Source organism: Treponema sp. J25 (assembly GCF_004343725.1).
Classification (GTDB): domain Bacteria; phylum Spirochaetota; class Spirochaetia; order Treponematales; family Breznakiellaceae; genus J25.
Genome location: NZ_PTQW01000016.1, coordinates 39,463 through 53,984 on the forward strand (window position 1 = coordinate 39,463; position 14,522 = coordinate 53,984).

Consider the following 14,522-nt stretch of genomic DNA (forward strand, 5'->3'; position numbering starts at 1 on the left):
TTAGGGGGCCTCTTCAATTTAAAACAAGGGAATAATTATCTTTCTACTGACTTTTATTTTCAGAATAAGCTTTTCCGATAGATTCTAAGAATTGTGCTACGTTTTTGGTACCACCCATTAATTCCTGTACATTCGCAACCAATGTGTCGTAGTAACCAGCCGCAGGCCAATCAGGGTAAAAAGCTAGACCATCGTTCTTCACTATTTTTTCAAAATTTTCTACCAGTTCTTTAATCTTTATATCTGTTATTTTCGAGACATCCGCATTTACAGGAATACCTCCGGCATTAGCTAATATAGTTTGTATTTCAGGAGAAAGGGTAATATCAATAAAATCATAAGCAAGATCTTTATTTTTTGATTTAGCAGAAACGACCCAGATGTTTCCGCCAGAACCGGGATGAAGATTGTTACCAGGGAAGAGGAAAATTCCCCACTCAAAGTTTTTAATTTCATTCATGAAACGACCATACCACCAACTTCCAGAAATCATAAGAGGATAGGAGCCATTAGAAAAAGCTACCCCCATATCTTCTGCTTTCATGCTAATAGCTTCTTTTCCGATATAGCCTTTTTTTACCCATTCCACAAGACGATTGGCACCAAAGGTCATTTCTGGTCCTTTAAAATTAACATCACCTTTGTACAGTTCATAGGCATTTACAAAATCTCTATTTGCTTTTGACAGCACTAATTCGTAAAACACCTGCTGGGCGGGGTATTCAGCACCAGCTACCACCAAAGGAGTGATTTTTGCTTTTACAAAAACATCCATTACTTTTTCAAATTCTTCCAGATTAGATGGTATTGAGAGATTATACTTTTTAAACAAATCTTTATTGTAATAAACCATCACATATTCACCATAATTGGTGACCCCATACCATTTCTCACCACCCATAATCCCGCGATCGTCATATTTACAGGTAGTCTGTAAACTAGGGCTCAAAATGGTATCCCATCCTCGTTTTTTTGCTTCCTCAGTAAGGTCTGCCAATAATCCCTGCTTTGAGAGAAGCCCCGCGGATGCATTTCCTTTATTATATTCCATTATGTCGGGGGCATCCTCAGAATTTAAAACCATCTGGGCCGTTTGCCGAATTTGTTCAAATCCCTTATTTTCATATATCACATTTACATCCGGATGTTTTTCTTTAAATTTTTCCATTGCTACTTTCCATGCCGAACCCATTGCCCCATTTTCCGATTCATAGTGCCAAATCTTAAAGGTTCTACCTACTTCCTTTTTAGGGGCACAACCTAACATTCCGAGCATGCTTAAAACAAGTAAAATAAAACCAAGATTTAACAAGCCCGACCTTTTCATACCTATACCTCCCTTTATCAAAACATAATCCTGATTTACTAAGTAAATCAGTTGTTCTAAATGGGACTAATAAACAGCCCCATCTTTTCCCAATTAATATTTAGCAGCTATCTTTATCCGCTCTTCTCCCTGTAGATCCCCTCTCTATGAGGGGGCAGCGAAGGGTGTTATGAAGGGGGCCTCCTTGTTTTCCTTCAATCTGACAAATGAGCTGTTGGACTGCCTGGGATGCCAGCACCTGAGCGGGAAATTCCAGGGTAGTAACCGGCGGATAGAGCATTTCTGCGGCTCGCTCTGAACTTACCATACTCAACACCGACACATCCTCGGGGATCCGTTTTTTTTCTTCATACAGGGCTCGATACACCCCTGGCAGGGCTCGATCATTCATGACAATAAGGGCATGTATCTCCGGTTCCTGTTGGATAATATGCCGGGTAATTTCATAACCCGCCTCATTGGTTGCCTCACAAAAGTAATGTTCCAGCTTTTCAAAAGCGTACAAGCGCCGGGCCCGTTCCAGTGCTTCAAAGGAACGAACTACCGGGCCATACCCATTTTCGTACACCGCCCGGGATTGATTAATAAAGGCAACATCCCGATGCCCCAGCTCTAGGAAATACTCCAGGGCCGTATGAAGGGTTCCTTCAAAATCTATATCCACCCAGTTAAGTGATGGCTCAGAAGAAAAGCGTTCCGCGGACTTATCCGGTGTTGTATCTCCTATGGTCTCGCAGCGGCCAATCAGTACAAAAGGAATCTTCGTAGTGCTTAACAACTGAACCCGAGGATCATAGGTATGAACTTCCATAAGGATAAGCCCATCTACAAGGCTTGTATGAATAAACTCTTGCAGACTACTGAGATCGTCATATTCGTCGGTGAGTAGCAGGGTATGGTAACCGGCTCGAAGGGCTTCCCGGGAAACGTGGCTTGTAAAATCAATTTCCGTCTCTCCCAGCCCCCGCCGTGTGGGAGGAATCAAAAGGGCAAGAAGGTGGCTCTGCTTACTTGCCAGAGCCCGGGCATGAGGATGGGGACGGTATCCCAGTTTTTCCATCGCCTCTTGAACCCGGGCTTTCGTGGCCGCCGAAATAGGGCGACTTCCGCTTAATACATAGGAGACGGTGCTCACCGAAACACCCGCCGCTTCTGCCACATCCTGAATCGTCGCCATAGCTCCATCCTACCCAATAGTACTACCCTTCTTAGTTATCGAAACGATTCATCGAATCGTTTCGATTCTATATACAAAAGAGTATACCCTCTTTTGAAATCTGTCAAGTAAAAATTTTTATCATCTTGTGTATCGAAAAGCTGTTGAAAAGAGAACTGTTTAAAGACCTAACAATAAGGATACTCCCCCAGGCCATCTTCTCTATAGAAAAGATGGCCTGGAATTAAAGTGGCCCTATTACTTCTTACCTGAAACGCTTTGGGTTTGTGTTGCTGTGGCGGTATTCATCTGAGTTTGTGTCCTGGTCTGGGTCTGCTCACCGGTTCCATCCTTAAGCTGAAGGAGAAGTCGTTCCTGGTCCTGTGCCGTAAGCCGTACTGCATCCTGGACCTGTTCCTGTTTTCCATTAATCTCACAGGTGCGGGCATATAACCTCGTTTGAATCTGGGCCGTCGTATCCCCCGGCACCAAAACCCCGTGGAACCGGATGCGGGCTTGTTCCCGAATCTGAAGACGGGCGATTTCCTTTAACGGAAGGATTACCTCAACTATTTCCCCATTCGAGGATTGCAACGAGATTCTTGCTTCCGTTTGCAAAGGAGTAATCTGCAGTATCGTTCCTTCGAGGGTGCTTAATTTTTCCTGATTGCCATTCGCCCACAGCGTCCCCATGCTAAGGGTCACTACCAGCGCTATCAAACCGAACCGTTTCATACGAACCTCCTGAGTAGGTATTTCAGAATTCGCATATCCCTTTTGGGATGCTTTTCACTCTTATATACCCACCCCAGGAGATATCGGTTGCATAAAATCTTGATTTTCTTGCGGTTTTATACAATTCACCTTTCTATACCTGAAAACAGGCCTCACAATATGCTATAGTAATATTCTGTGAATTATTCAGATACGGCTACGGAAGATGCTATCCTTCTTGCGGTTCAACATGTACTTGCCGGCGACAAAGAGGCATTCCGCAAAATTGTAGAGACATACAAAGATTCGTTGTATAGATATTGCCTTACCAGGATAGGGAATGAAGAACGGGCAAAAGATTTGGTTCAAGAAATATTTATCCGGGCATACCGTTCCCTTCCCACTTTTAAATTAGGGAGACAATTCGGTCCCTGGATCTTCACCATCGCATCTAATGTATTACGCTCTTCGTGGCGTCGCACCACCCGAGAACAAGCCATGACAAGTCATTTGTTTTATCCCGAGGATCCTGAACAGGAGAATCCTGAAAATAATATGCTCCAGCGAGAAACCCAACGGGAAGTAGTACGGGCGCTTCGAAATCTTCCCCACGAACTGTACGAAGTCCTCTATCTCTATTATTTTGAAGGCCTTTCGGTAAGCGAAATTGCAAAAACCCTGGAACTGGAGGAAGAGAATATAAAATCCCGTCTTTTTAGGGGACGTAAAAAATTAAGAAAAATATTGCAACCAGAAACTCCTAAGAAAGGTATAATAGGATGATGAATTGTGTTCAGATAGCGACCCTGGTGAGAAGGTGGGAACAAAACGAGACGATTTCGCCCCTCGAGGTGGAAGCAGTAAAAGAGCATCTTTCCCGGTGTTCTTCCTGCGCGCAGCGGTATGCATCTCTCATTCAACTTTTCGAGCGGGATGCCGGGATCATTCCAAAGATTTCTTCTCTTTCCCGGGAGGTTCCACCGCTTGATACCAATCATATCATGGCACACATTGAAGAACGATCTTTCAAAACATTTACGCAGAGAGGAAAACAGAGACATCTTCGAAGATTCAGCCACTTCATTCCGTGGGTTGCAGCCGCGGCACTCCTCCTGGTGGTACCATTGGGCTATATGTTGTATACAAACAAGGACTCTGACATGGTAACCGTCCGCTTTGTTTTAGAAGCTCCTGAAGCCACCACGGTGATAGTGTCGGGGAACTTTAACCAGTGGTCAAACGTAGATATTCCCCTGCATCCAGAGGGAGATGGAAAAACCTGGTCCACCACTATTCGACTAAAGCGTTCTTTTGAATATCGATACAATTTTGTCATCGACAATAAGATCTGGATACCGGATCCTAATGCGGCAGTATCAATCGACGATGATTTCGGCGGCAAAGTATCCTTATTGGATTTATAGATTCATGAATAGGAGGGCTGTATGAAACACCTAAGACTTCTTATGGTTATCGGATGTATATTTCTTACCTGGACGCCGGGATTTGCTCAAAAAGCAGAAAATCAATCTTTTTATGCCGAACAAATACTTCAGGATTTAGAGAAAGCGTTCCCCTCTCTACGGGAGAATGAAACGCTAAAAGAAGACATGGGTCGGCAAATTACTCTGCAATTACTAGAGGGACACACCTATCAGGAAACGCTTGCCCGGTTTAAACAAATAGTCTCTTATCAGTTTGACAAAAAGTCAGAACAAAACGAGAGAGAACAACAACACCGAAGGGAAGCTCTTCGTAACCTACAAAGATTACAGATTGAGCAGGATATTCTTGGTACTTCATTAGTCAAGGGATGGATGCATCTGCATCTTCCTGGCTCCTCTTCTCGACGAAACAAAAGATAAACGATTAATGAAATCGATGAAGAAACGTCTTTTTATTTTGTTTGTCTTTTTTCTTCCTTTCACGTCCTCTGCATGGGCAGAATATGGTCCGCGTAATTGGTTACACAGTAGTACGGGCGCTTTGTATCAGGAGGTAGCCTCCGAGTTAGAGGTAATCATCAACGAAGCAGAGCGTCAGCAAATTCCCGGAGACTTATTGGTAGATAAATTAAAGGAAGGGGCGGCAAAGCGCGTTACAGGGACCCAGTTGGTCCAAGCATTGCGAACTGAGGTGGACCGCCTAATTACAGCCACAACCCTATTAAAAAAACCAGGCCGTAGGGTCTCTGGGGACAGGCAGTCCCTGTTACGAACCACTTCGTTGCTTTTACAAGGGGGTATTCCCGTGGATACCATTGATGCGGTCCTTGAATATGCAAGTTTAATAGACAAATCTTCTAATCGGGCTATCAATGCCCTCTCCACAGCCCTGAGAGTTATTGCGATAGCCCAAGCGCCGGCAGACCTTTTACGGCCCCTTTCGGAATGCCTTGTGCGGAGCACCCTTCAGGATCCACAATTTTCGCAGTTACAATCCTTTACGGTCCGAGCAAGGGGGAAACAAATTCAGGGAGAGCCCCTTATAAAATTGATTATCGGGAGCCTTGATAGTGGAAACGGCCTTGCATATCTAGACCGCGAGATAGAAAGAAGGAGTCAACGCCCATGAGAAAGTATCCTTCCTCTGCAAAGGGATTCTACTTTTTATTCATGTGTATGCTCGCCCAGACCGTAATGGCCGAACTTGTCATAAAACCCTCTGTAGGATATGGTTCGCCCGCTGAAGATATACAGGTGGGACCTTTATATACGGGACAGGTAGGTTTTTCTCACGATACCCTCCTGGGAGATAATAGGCTTCTTTCTCTTTTTAGTTCTGCCGATACCGCATGGTGGCAGTCTTTGCATGAGTATCAAGCCACAGTTCAAGGCGGGGCTGAACTCTCTTTGGGAATAGGGCGCTGGATATACCTTGTGGGTATGCAGGGAGTCTTTCAGGAAGACAGAACAACAAACACGGCACCAACAGGAAGTATAACAGCTCGCTTGGTAGGTATTCATAACAGCACCGATTATAGCCTTCAGCTTGAGGGGGAAGCCAGTGTTGTCTTTGGCCAAACCTACGATACCGTATATACCGGCACAGTTTCCGCTTCCTTTTTGCAGGGAGAATTGGTAATCAAACCATCTGTACTCATCTCAGCCTCATTTTCACACTACACTCCTGTATCATGGTCCGTGGGACCAAAAATCGGTTTTTCCTGGTACCCCCCCTTCCCGATAAATCTGGGTATTTTTTGTCTTTACCAGCACGATATCATGGATACAGACGCTTCCTGGCAAATCGCAGTGGACCTGGCGGTACAACCGCTTTCCTGGCTGGGATTCAATCTTTCCCACGGGGCAGAGTGGACGGAGATGAACTATAACGGTACGGCAAAGGGGGAACTGCGTTTCAGTCTGGCCTCATCCCCCTGGTATACCAGTGGATATTTTATTGGAACTGACCTGGAATATGTAGTGGAGCCCTTTGATCTCACCCAATGGAAGATTACCACTGGCATAAGCTTTCAGATATTCTAGAAATGCATCGAATATACCAAACCCGCTATTCCGCGCCCCGGAATTCCTAAAAAGATCCTATCGGAGGTTTCCCAGCCAGATGAGTAACCATGCAAGCTGGCCAGCTAGCCAAAACAAGTGTATATTTATTGTATGAAAACCAAGGGGCCTCAAAGCATTGCCGTTCTTCTCAGTACCCTTGATGATGAATACCAAAAAAACCTTGTTTCCTGTTTTACCCGGGCGGGAGAAAAACGAAATGTTCATCTTTCCTTTTTTGCAGGCTATAGCCTCTGTTCCCCCTATGGGTACCAAGCTGCCAGTAACTCTATCTATGCGCTCATCCATCGACAGCGTTTTGCGGGAGTAGTTATTAGCTCTACCCTTTTTACTTATATAGATGAAAATACTATTCATACTTTTCTCAGCTATTTTGATAAGGGACAGATACCGTTCATTATCTTTTCGTATCCCCTCTCGGGATACCCCTGTGTCCGGCTCAGTGTCGAAAAGGCTATCTATGTTGCCATTGAACACCTTGTCCAGGATCACGGAGTTAAACGGATAGGCTTTATTCGGGGACCTAAAAACTCTGAAGAAGCCAATGAACGTTTTCTTGCGTACCAAAGGGGCCTGGAACGCTGTCAATTACCCTATGAACAAGATCTGATTCTTCAGGGTGATTATGGAAGGTTTAGCGGATATCACGTCATAGATGAGTATATCGCCACAGGTAAATCCTTACCCGATGCCATCCTGGCAGCAAACGATCTTATGGCTCTGGGAGCGCTAGAATGCCTACAACACCATGGGATTGCTGTTCCTCAACAGGTAAAAATCATCGGATTTGATGATATTGGGGAAAGTGCTGTGTCTATTCCTTCTTTGAGCACAATCCGACAACCCTTGCAAGAAATGGCCACAGCTACCTTAGACTATATGAGTCAATTTCGGAACGAAGGGACAGGTACCTCAGCCCTTATGAATACCCCACCCTCCGAAATCTCTATCGAGGCATCGTTTATTCGCCGAGAGTCCTGTGGATGTTTTGATACATCTCCTTCTCTATCTTCTTTCTTTTTCCTTCTTCAGAAATCCGCCAATAACATTCTGCAGGTCCCCCAAGACATTACCTCTTTTCAAGAGAAAGGAAAAAACACCTTTCAAGACACTGAAAGTTCCTCTTACAGAACTATTGAAGGTTTTAGGGATAGTAAACTTTTACGTCATTTTGATACAGCCCTGGAAGAGGTACTAGCTGAGAAACGTCCTAAGAAAGAATTAAAGGAAATCGTGCTTCATTTTCTGCCGGAGGTATCTCTACTCGAATCCCATCTCCTTGAATTACAGAGGGTATCCTTCTCCTCTCAGGGAAACGGGCATTCTCAAATAAAGACAGCCCTAATCGCCGAACTTCTTTCCTATATTCATAAGGTAAAAGAGCGCGTTTTTTTACGACAATCCTATCTTTTTACATTACACTTTCAAGAGTTCGAGTATGCAAGTCAGTTTATCACCGTGAGCTTTAATCTCCAGGATCTCATTACAAATCTAAAAAATACCCTTTCCCGGATCCATATCGAGAATTTCTTTCTGTGTTTTTATTCCAGTACGGTACAGTGGGATAGAAGATTATCCTGGAAATTACCGGCAAAGTCAAAGATAATTCTTTTCTATAAAGATGGCGTACCCGTTTCTTCCTGGGAGAATAGAATGATAACGACGAGAACCCTGTACCCCAAGGACTTTTTAGCTAATAAAGGCTCTTCTATTATCTTGCCCCTCTACTACGAATTTGAGTCTCTTGGCTACCTTGGCGCATCTCCTGTTCCAGAAGATACAATTGCGATGAACATCCTTCGAAGAGAGGCCGCCATGGTACTAAAAGGGACCCTAATCTTAGAAAAAGAAGAAAAAACAAAGGCGGAACTAAAAAAATCATTAGATACCATAAAGAAACTAAACCGGAAACTGCAAGGGCTTTCGATAATTGACGAACTAACAGGCCTGTATAACCGCCGTGGTTTTCTTACGGAAGCCCAAAAAGTATTTAATATAAACAAACGCAGTCTCCGTCCATGTGTTCTCTTTTTTTTCGACGTGAACGGCCTAAAAAAATAAATGACCACTATGGTCACGGAGAAGGGGATTTTACCATAAAATCTGTCGCCACGGTTCTGCAAAGGACCTTTCGATCTACCGATATCCTTGGAAGATGGGGAGGCGATGAACTCGTAGCCCTGGCCATTGATTGTAGCCTTGAAAAACTTCCCATAATACAAAAAAGATTACAAGAAAACTTAGAAAGTATTAACGCAAAACTCCAGAAACCTTATGCTATTTCTTTTTGTTATGGGGTGGCAGCAACAAACCCAGAAGAGCCTGTGCCCCTTCAGGAACTTTTTGATATGGCGGATAAGAACCTATATGAGGAAAAGGACCGGTTTTATTTCCGCCATGAATAATAAAGATAAACCAGTCGAACAAAGCCGAATTGGCCGAAGTTTATTGCAATGGGATAATATCGTTTCCGAACAAACGCCCCCAGAAGAATCCATACCTACCTTTATCTGTGATGTTCACCTCGGAAAATTAAGTCGAATACTCCGCCTTCTGGGATTTTCAGTATATTATCGAAACGATTTAGAGGATCGAGAAATCGCCGATCGGGCCGCCGCTTCGTCTGCCATCGTGCTCAGTCGAGACAGGGGGCTTTTACGAAGGAAAAAGATTAGCCAGGGCCTTCTTCTTACCTCTACCGACCCCTATGAACAGGCCCGGGAGGTTCTCTGGCACTTTAACCTGCTCCCATCGGTTCGTCCCTTTAGTCGCTGTTCCCTCTGTGGGGAACCAATCAAACCGGTGCCCCGAGAAATGGTATACCATCAGCTGCCAGCCTCAGTAAGAGACAAGTACCCTACCTTTTATCAATGCTCTGCCTGTGGGAAGCTTTTCTGGAAGGGGGACCACTTCAGAACCATGGAAGGCCTTTTAAACCGCCTTCTTTCTCCCAGGGCCGAGTAAAAATACCCTCCCTTAGCGCAATGCCCCCTGCGATACCGCCAGAATTTCCCCGAAATACACCCGGTGATAGTCCTGCCGGGGATAATTCTGGTCTATGGCGGGGTCCAAAAAATGGGAAGGATCCAGGTCCTGCCAGTATATCTTTCTACATTCTATGACAAGATAGGCCTCTGCAAAGGAAGGGGCCGCCACACGATACGAAGAAACAGGAGTAAGCCCCGCCAGGCTAATCTTATCGCCATCCCGGCCAGAGCGACTTCCTAATAGGCTTAGGGCCTTTCGATATTTTTCAGGCGCAAAGGCCGAAAGCGTAAAAGTATCGTACCGTTCCATAAATTCATAGGTATACCGCGTGGGCCGCACCACCACCTGAAAGAACATCCGGTCCCAGATCTGACCATAACTTCCCCAGCTAATGGTCATGGCGTTAAAATGCCCTGAGGCATACTCGCCCGCACAGAGCAGGAGCCATTCTGTTTTTAGTTGGAGCGGATCGTAGTGAAATTCAGAGAGGGGTATTTCCTTTCGTACTCCTGGAGAATTTCCTTCTCCATACCCTCCACTCTGATAGGACCCTGTTGATTCTTCCATCCTGGCCATCGGTGTTTTTCCCTCCTCCTGTGAATCTCCTGCAAATAAAAGATAGCCCAAAAAAACCAAACATGGTTCCCATATTTTAGCCCTTTTTACTATACTATTGAACAGGTGTGATGGTACAGGGGGAGGCGACACAGAGAAACCAAGAAGTCTCCCTCCGTCGTGAGGAGGTTTCCCTTGGTCCGAAAAATAGTTTTTTTTCTTCTTGCGGGGGCAATACTTATGGCGGGGGCGATATTTTTTAGGGTTGAGCGGCCCTCGTTACACCTTACGGTTTATCCCCCCAACGCCAGGATTCTTCTGAATGGGAAAGAGATCACCAGCGAGCACCCCCTTTCCCTTCCGTGGTTTTCACAAGAGCTTACCCTCCAGGTCCAGGCAGATGGATACAAACCTCAAGAGCTGTTCTATCGGCCCCATTTATTCGGCCCCTCCCATCTGAGTATCACCCTGGAGCCCCAATCATTTCCCGTTACCATCGACCTTGAAGAAGGGAGTTCTACTGTGTTCTGGCAAAATAAAAACCTGGGAAACACCCCGCTTTCCACAGAACTGCCGACGGGGCTCCAGGAAATCCGGCTTGTTCGGGAAGGTTACGCCGACGAGTGGTGCCGCCTTTATGTCCAGGGGCCGGGGAAATTCCGCCTACGCCACCATCCCGAGGGAACTCCCTTTAAACAGATTGGAATCTTTCCCTGTGGTGCCCAACCCAAACAGGTGGTCTTCAGCCCCGACGAACAAAAACTCTGTATTCCCCTTCTGGATGAAGAGGGGTTCGATGTGCTTGATATAGCGGATGCTCTGCATGGGGAACCGCACATAGAACGCATCACTCCACCGGATCCCCAAAAACAACGGGGCTACGTGGAGGCCCTTTTCATTGAAGAGCCAGCTTCCCCCGCGGCTGAACAGAGCAAAGAGACGGCGACCATCCTCTTCTGGATAAGCCAGATGACCACTGGCCGAATGTATGAATACCGCTACCCCGATTTTATCTACCAACGGAGTATTCCGACAGGAGGAAGCTGGTCCAAATTTATGGCCTGGTCCGCACCAAAACAGGTAGTAGCCGTATCCAACTGGCTCAGTGATACCGTCTCGATTATTGACATTCCGACGGGAACGGTGCAAACGCGGCTAGCCACCGATCCGGTACCACGGGGACTTGCCTTCAGTTCCGATGGATCCTTTTTGTTGGTAACGACCTACGATGGAGGGACGTTTATTCAATTTGATACCACCACATGGAAACCAATTCAACGGCTCAAGTTTGCCGGCTCTAATCTTCGCCACGTGGTACTCAGCCCTGACAACCGATGGGCCTATGTGTCCGACATGGCGAAAAATCGGGTGTACCAGATCAGGGTAGCATCCTTTTCCATTGAGAAAACCTTTACGGTAGATCACAATCCCAATACTATCGATCTGAGTCCCGACGGAAAATGGCTTTTTGTCTCCTGCCGGGGGCCGAACAACCCCGACTCATATCTTCTCCGCAGCCCCCGCAGCGGCCGCATCGCGGTTATCAATCTTGAAGCAGGGAAGGTAGTCCACGAATTTTCCACCGGTAACCAACCCACAGGGCTCGATGTGTCTCCCAGCGGCTCGTACCTTGCCCTTTCTAACTTCCTCGACAATACGATAGAACTCTTTTGGATTCGGGATTTTCTGGAACCCCTTTCAAAGGGAGCGGCCTCTCCACCAGGCCTATCCTCCGGTCCTTCACCGGAAACAAAACTCCCCTAAGGAGCAGGTCAATGCCATCGATACCCCTTAACCAAAAGCCCGATTCCTAGGGACTGTCAGAAACAAGGGGCACAAAGGAAACTCCATAATAGGTATTTCTCTGTGTTCCTCCCGGATCTTTTACCACTACATACAAATTTCCATGACTTTCGGGATATACCAGAATTCCTCCTAGTATCAGTTGGGCCAGAAGAGTTGCCTCCAGTCGCGGACGCTCCTTTCCTTCTACTCCGGCGGAAACAAGGATGCGATCAAAGGGAGCTTGAGAGGGGAGCCCTCTGGAACCATCCCCTTCAATAATCACTACCCGATCCCGGAGGCCCGCCAAATTTTGCCGGGCCTGTTGGGCAAGTTCGGAGATCCGCTCAATTCCATAGAAGGTTCCTCCCGGAGCAATAAGAAGGGCCCCTATGGCGGCAGCATAGCCACAGCCTGTACCGATTTCCAGAACCCGCTGCCCCGGTTGCAAATCCAGCTTGTCCAGCATAAAGGCTACCATACTGGGCTCACTGCAGGTCTGCCCATGTCCGATGGGGACCGGCTCATCATGGTACGCCCAGCGGCGCTGGTCAGGAGGAAGGAAGAGGGCCCGATCGACCCGTTCCATGGCAGCAAGCACCCGTTCTGACCGGGGAGAGGTGTCAAGGTAGGTGGGAGCCCTTCTTCGTACCACTTCTAGTAAATCATGATTTGTTTCATGATTGATGGGCATAAACTTTCCTTTCCTCAAGGTCTTAAAAGGAGCCCCTAAAGGCATCCCTTTCCCAGAAGAGATCCTAGGTTCGCAGCAGGTTCCGCAGGGCCTCTAACCAACGAAGAAGAAGGGCGTTTTCTTTTCTTTCTTGCTCACTGCCCAGGGGGAAAAGGGTGCCCTGGGCCATGACATCCAGGAGGGAGCGGTGCTCCTGGTTTAAGTAGGGACCGACCAGACTCAGGGTAAGGAAGGGGGTTTCTTCATTAAGCACCTGGAGAGCCTCCGATGCAGTAAGTTGGGTAAAAAGACGAGATTCCTGGCTTTTTGGATTCAAGGAATAGAGACGGGCCGTGTATACACGAACTGGCATCGGCCCTTTATTATATAAGGAAGGATAGATGCGGTAAAACGCAAGTTCCTTACTAAAGGGTCCTTTTTTATACCCGTACGGACCAAAGAGAAGGGGCTTTTCATACCATTGAAAATCGTTGTGGATATCTTCCTGGGTGTAAAATTGCCATTGGGCCGTAAGGAGGCCCTCCTTCTGACAGGTTCTTAAAAAAGCAAGAAGGGCCTTTCCCCCTTTCTGAGAAAAGAAAGGGGCGTTCTCGTCAAGATGCATCATACTGGCCGCATCAAATCCCACCAGCGAGGGGTTATTCTCAGCGATGGCTTGCCTCAAAAGCTCTGGCAGCGAAGGAGTGTTAGAAGGGGCAAGATGAGCAAAAAGAGCAGAAAGAAAGGCAAAAAGAATCCCGTCGTCGGCCCCGGCAATCAGCAGGAGATGTCCTCCCTGGATTAAAAATTGAGGAAAGGGAAGGCCGGTTTTCTCCATACCCGCCGGGACAAAAAGACCATAGCCGTCAAAAAAGAAAAGTTTTTTTTCCTGAGAGCCGGTAGGGGCAAGCAACGAAGCCCCTGCCAGAGGCCCTTCTTCCCATCCACTCAGTTCCTGGAGCTTGATAACGGACTGTTTCTGCCGTTCCCCCCGAAAATACCAGGGGAGTTCCTGCTCAGACGTAAAGGGCTGAAGAGAACCATCCCCTTTTTGCAGCCAGCGAGAAAGTACTTTAATTAAAGCCCGGTCCCCCTGAACCAAGGCGGTGGTCTTAGCACGCCACCAGCCATAGGAAACGATTCCAGTGCCCCCTACGATGAAAAGAAGCAAGAGACCCACTAAGAGAAAAAGCCACGGGCGTTGTTTTCCCTTTTCTTTAGAGCTCTGGGGTTTTTTATTATGAAGAGATACCTGTTCTTTTTTCACCGAGCCTGAACCTCTCTCTACTCACTTAGGGAGATATAGAGTACCTCTAATCATACTATAGGAATAGCAGAACCTCAAGAATAGTTCGCTCCTTTGCGCCCCCTAGGCAAAGACCTTTTTTTCGGTTACAACCAGAATGAATGAAAAAAGCGGAGATTCCAGTTTATGGGCCGGTAATAGACAGCCAAACCCGTTGTATACACTACCACGGGCCCCTTGATGTCATAGCCATTAAGTTTAAATGCTGTAAGAAATACTACCCCTGCCACCTCTGCCATATGGAGTGTGAGTCCCATCCCCTTGAACGATGGACCCCAGGTGAATTTCATGAAAAGGCTATTCTTTGCGGGGTGTGTGGGAAGGAACTATCTATTGCGGAGTACCTCGGAGTATCATCATGTCCCTTCTGTGGAGCCCAATTTAATCCGGGGTGCAAAACCCATCTTCACTACTACTTTGAAATACCCGAGGGTTGTGGCAACGAAAACACCCTTTCTACCCCCAAATCGTAAAACCTGGGAATATACGAAAGC

17 protein-coding genes are annotated in these 14,522 nt (G+C 46.6%); 10 read left to right on the forward strand and 7 right to left on the reverse strand.

Annotated elements, in window-relative coordinates:
• Positions 1-43: 43 nt before the first annotated feature.
• The 3 genes from C5O22_RS06195 to C5O22_RS06205 all read right to left on the reverse strand — a co-directional run bounded on the left by C5O22_RS06195 (position 44) and on the right by C5O22_RS06205 (position 3,218).
• Complete coding sequence (locus C5O22_RS06195; RefSeq protein ID WP_132780344.1) at positions 44-1,327, reverse strand: ABC transporter substrate-binding protein; 1,284 nt, start codon at positions 1,325-1,327, stop codon at positions 44-46.
• A gap of 100 nt (positions 1,328-1,427) precedes the next feature.
• On the reverse strand, positions 1,428-2,504 hold the full coding sequence (locus C5O22_RS06200; RefSeq protein WP_132780345.1) for a LacI family DNA-binding transcriptional regulator: 1,077 nt from the start codon (positions 2,502-2,504) through the stop codon (positions 1,428-1,430).
• A 237-nt stretch (positions 2,505-2,741) separates the two neighbouring features.
• Positions 2,742-3,218 carry a hypothetical protein gene (locus tag C5O22_RS06205; protein WP_132780346.1) on the reverse strand — a complete coding sequence of 159 codons (477 nt, stop codon included), beginning with the start codon at positions 3,216-3,218 and terminating at the stop codon, positions 2,742-2,744.
• Between the two features lie 177 nt (positions 3,219-3,395).
• On the opposite strand from C5O22_RS06205, the gene C5O22_RS06210 reads away from it, so the two are divergent.
• From C5O22_RS06210 to C5O22_RS06245, 8 genes are all read left to right on the forward strand, one after another.
• A complete protein-coding gene (locus C5O22_RS06210) occupies positions 3,396-3,980 on the forward strand; it encodes an RNA polymerase sigma factor (protein ID WP_132780347.1) in 585 nt (194 codons plus the stop codon).
• Positions 3,980-4,621, forward strand: coding sequence for an isoamylase early set domain-containing protein (locus C5O22_RS06215; protein WP_207895352.1), 642 nt, complete (start codon positions 3,980-3,982; stop codon positions 4,619-4,621). Before C5O22_RS06210 ends, C5O22_RS06215 begins: the two co-directional genes overlap by 1 nt.
• A gap of 21 nt (positions 4,622-4,642) precedes the next feature.
• The gene (locus tag C5O22_RS06220; RefSeq protein ID WP_132780349.1) at positions 4,643-5,062 is read left to right on the forward strand and encodes a hypothetical protein; all 420 of its coding nucleotides are present in this window, start codon (positions 4,643-4,645) and stop codon (positions 5,060-5,062) included.
• 7 nt (positions 5,063-5,069) lie between these two features.
• Positions 5,070-5,771, forward strand: a complete 702-nt coding sequence (locus tag C5O22_RS06225) for a hypothetical protein (protein WP_132780350.1) — start codon at positions 5,070-5,072, stop codon at positions 5,769-5,771.
• Positions 5,768-6,685, forward strand: coding sequence for a hypothetical protein (locus tag C5O22_RS06230; RefSeq protein ID WP_132780351.1), 918 nt, complete (start codon positions 5,768-5,770; stop codon positions 6,683-6,685). The genes C5O22_RS06225 and C5O22_RS06230 overlap by 4 nt, the downstream gene beginning before the upstream one ends.
• 132 nt (positions 6,686-6,817) lie before the next feature.
• Positions 6,818-8,785 (forward strand): substrate-binding domain-containing protein, encoded by a 1,968-nt coding sequence (locus C5O22_RS06235; protein WP_132780352.1) that lies wholly within the window; start codon positions 6,818-6,820, stop codon positions 8,783-8,785.
• Positions 8,743-9,129, forward strand: coding sequence for a GGDEF domain-containing protein (locus C5O22_RS06240; protein ID WP_132780353.1), 387 nt, complete (start codon positions 8,743-8,745; stop codon positions 9,127-9,129). The genes C5O22_RS06235 and C5O22_RS06240 overlap by 43 nt, the downstream gene beginning before the upstream one ends.
• Positions 9,122-9,688, forward strand: coding sequence for a Mut7-C RNAse domain-containing protein (locus C5O22_RS06245; protein ID WP_165910433.1), 567 nt, complete (start codon positions 9,122-9,124; stop codon positions 9,686-9,688). The genes C5O22_RS06240 and C5O22_RS06245 overlap by 8 nt, the downstream gene beginning before the upstream one ends.
• A gap of 12 nt (positions 9,689-9,700) precedes the next feature.
• Here the strand turns inward: C5O22_RS06245 and C5O22_RS06250 are convergent, their stop codons facing one another.
• Complete coding sequence (locus C5O22_RS06250) at positions 9,701-10,288, reverse strand: flavin reductase family protein (protein WP_207895353.1); 588 nt, start codon at positions 10,286-10,288, stop codon at positions 9,701-9,703.
• Between the two features lie 174 nt (positions 10,289-10,462).
• Between C5O22_RS06250 and C5O22_RS06255 the strand changes: the two genes are divergently transcribed.
• Positions 10,463-12,031 (forward strand): beta-propeller fold lactonase family protein, encoded by a 1,569-nt coding sequence (locus C5O22_RS06255; protein WP_132780355.1) that lies wholly within the window; start codon positions 10,463-10,465, stop codon positions 12,029-12,031.
• 46 nt (positions 12,032-12,077) lie between these two features.
• Here the strand turns inward: C5O22_RS06255 and C5O22_RS06260 are convergent, their stop codons facing one another.
• From C5O22_RS06260 to C5O22_RS13650, 3 genes are all read right to left on the reverse strand, one after another.
• Positions 12,078-12,743: a protein-L-isoaspartate O-methyltransferase family protein gene (locus tag C5O22_RS06260; RefSeq protein WP_132780356.1), complete on the reverse strand. Its 666-nt coding sequence runs from the start codon at positions 12,741-12,743 to the stop codon at positions 12,078-12,080.
• Positions 12,744-12,807: 64 nt separating this feature from the next.
• Entirely contained in the window at positions 12,808-13,989 is a 1,182-nt protein-coding gene (locus C5O22_RS06265) for a hypothetical protein (protein WP_132780357.1), read from the reverse strand.
• Between the two features lie 125 nt (positions 13,990-14,114).
• Positions 14,115-14,318 carry a hypothetical protein gene (locus C5O22_RS13650; RefSeq protein WP_243692884.1) on the reverse strand — a complete coding sequence of 68 codons (204 nt, stop codon included), beginning with the start codon at positions 14,316-14,318 and terminating at the stop codon, positions 14,115-14,117.
• On the opposite strand from C5O22_RS13650, the gene C5O22_RS13795 reads away from it, so the two are divergent.
• Positions 14,220-14,501 (forward strand): CHY zinc finger protein, encoded by a 282-nt coding sequence (locus C5O22_RS13795; protein WP_486389491.1) that lies wholly within the window; start codon positions 14,220-14,222, stop codon positions 14,499-14,501. The two genes, C5O22_RS13650 and C5O22_RS13795, sit on opposite strands and share 99 nt — an antisense overlap.
• Positions 14,502-14,522: the final 21 nt, after the last annotated feature.

Coding starts and splice junctions, on each gene's coding strand:
- C5O22_RS06195 (WP_132780344.1), bottom strand. CDS start 1,327: ATGAAAAGGTCGGGCTTGTTAAATCTTGGTTTTATTTTACTTGTTTTA.
- C5O22_RS06200 (WP_132780345.1), bottom strand. CDS start 2,504: ATGGCGACGATTCAGGATGTGGCAGAAGCGGCGGGTGTTTCGGTGAGC.
- C5O22_RS06205 (WP_132780346.1), bottom strand. CDS start 3,218: ATGAAACGGTTCGGTTTGATAGCGCTGGTAGTGACCCTTAGCATGGGG.
- C5O22_RS06215 (WP_207895352.1), top strand. CDS start 3,980: ATGAATTGTGTTCAGATAGCGACCCTGGTGAGAAGGTGGGAACAAAAC.
- C5O22_RS06220 (WP_132780349.1), top strand. CDS start 4,643: ATGAAACACCTAAGACTTCTTATGGTTATCGGATGTATATTTCTTACC.
- C5O22_RS06225 (WP_132780350.1), top strand. CDS start 5,070: ATGAAATCGATGAAGAAACGTCTTTTTATTTTGTTTGTCTTTTTTCTT.
- C5O22_RS06230 (WP_132780351.1), top strand. CDS start 5,768: ATGAGAAAGTATCCTTCCTCTGCAAAGGGATTCTACTTTTTATTCATG.
- C5O22_RS06235 (WP_132780352.1), top strand. CDS start 6,818: ATGAAAACCAAGGGGCCTCAAAGCATTGCCGTTCTTCTCAGTACCCTT.
- C5O22_RS06240 (WP_132780353.1), top strand. CDS start 8,743: ATGTGTTCTCTTTTTTTTCGACGTGAACGGCCTAAAAAAATAAATGAC.
- C5O22_RS06245 (WP_165910433.1), top strand. CDS start 9,122: ATGAATAATAAAGATAAACCAGTCGAACAAAGCCGAATTGGCCGAAGT.
- C5O22_RS06250 (WP_207895353.1), bottom strand. CDS start 10,288: ATGGCCAGGATGGAAGAATCAACAGGGTCCTATCAGAGTGGAGGGTAT.
- C5O22_RS06260 (WP_132780356.1), bottom strand. CDS start 12,743: ATGCCCATCAATCATGAAACAAATCATGATTTACTAGAAGTGGTACGA.
- C5O22_RS13650 (WP_243692884.1), bottom strand. CDS start 14,318: ATGAAATTCACCTGGGGTCCATCGTTCAAGGGGATGGGACTCACACTC.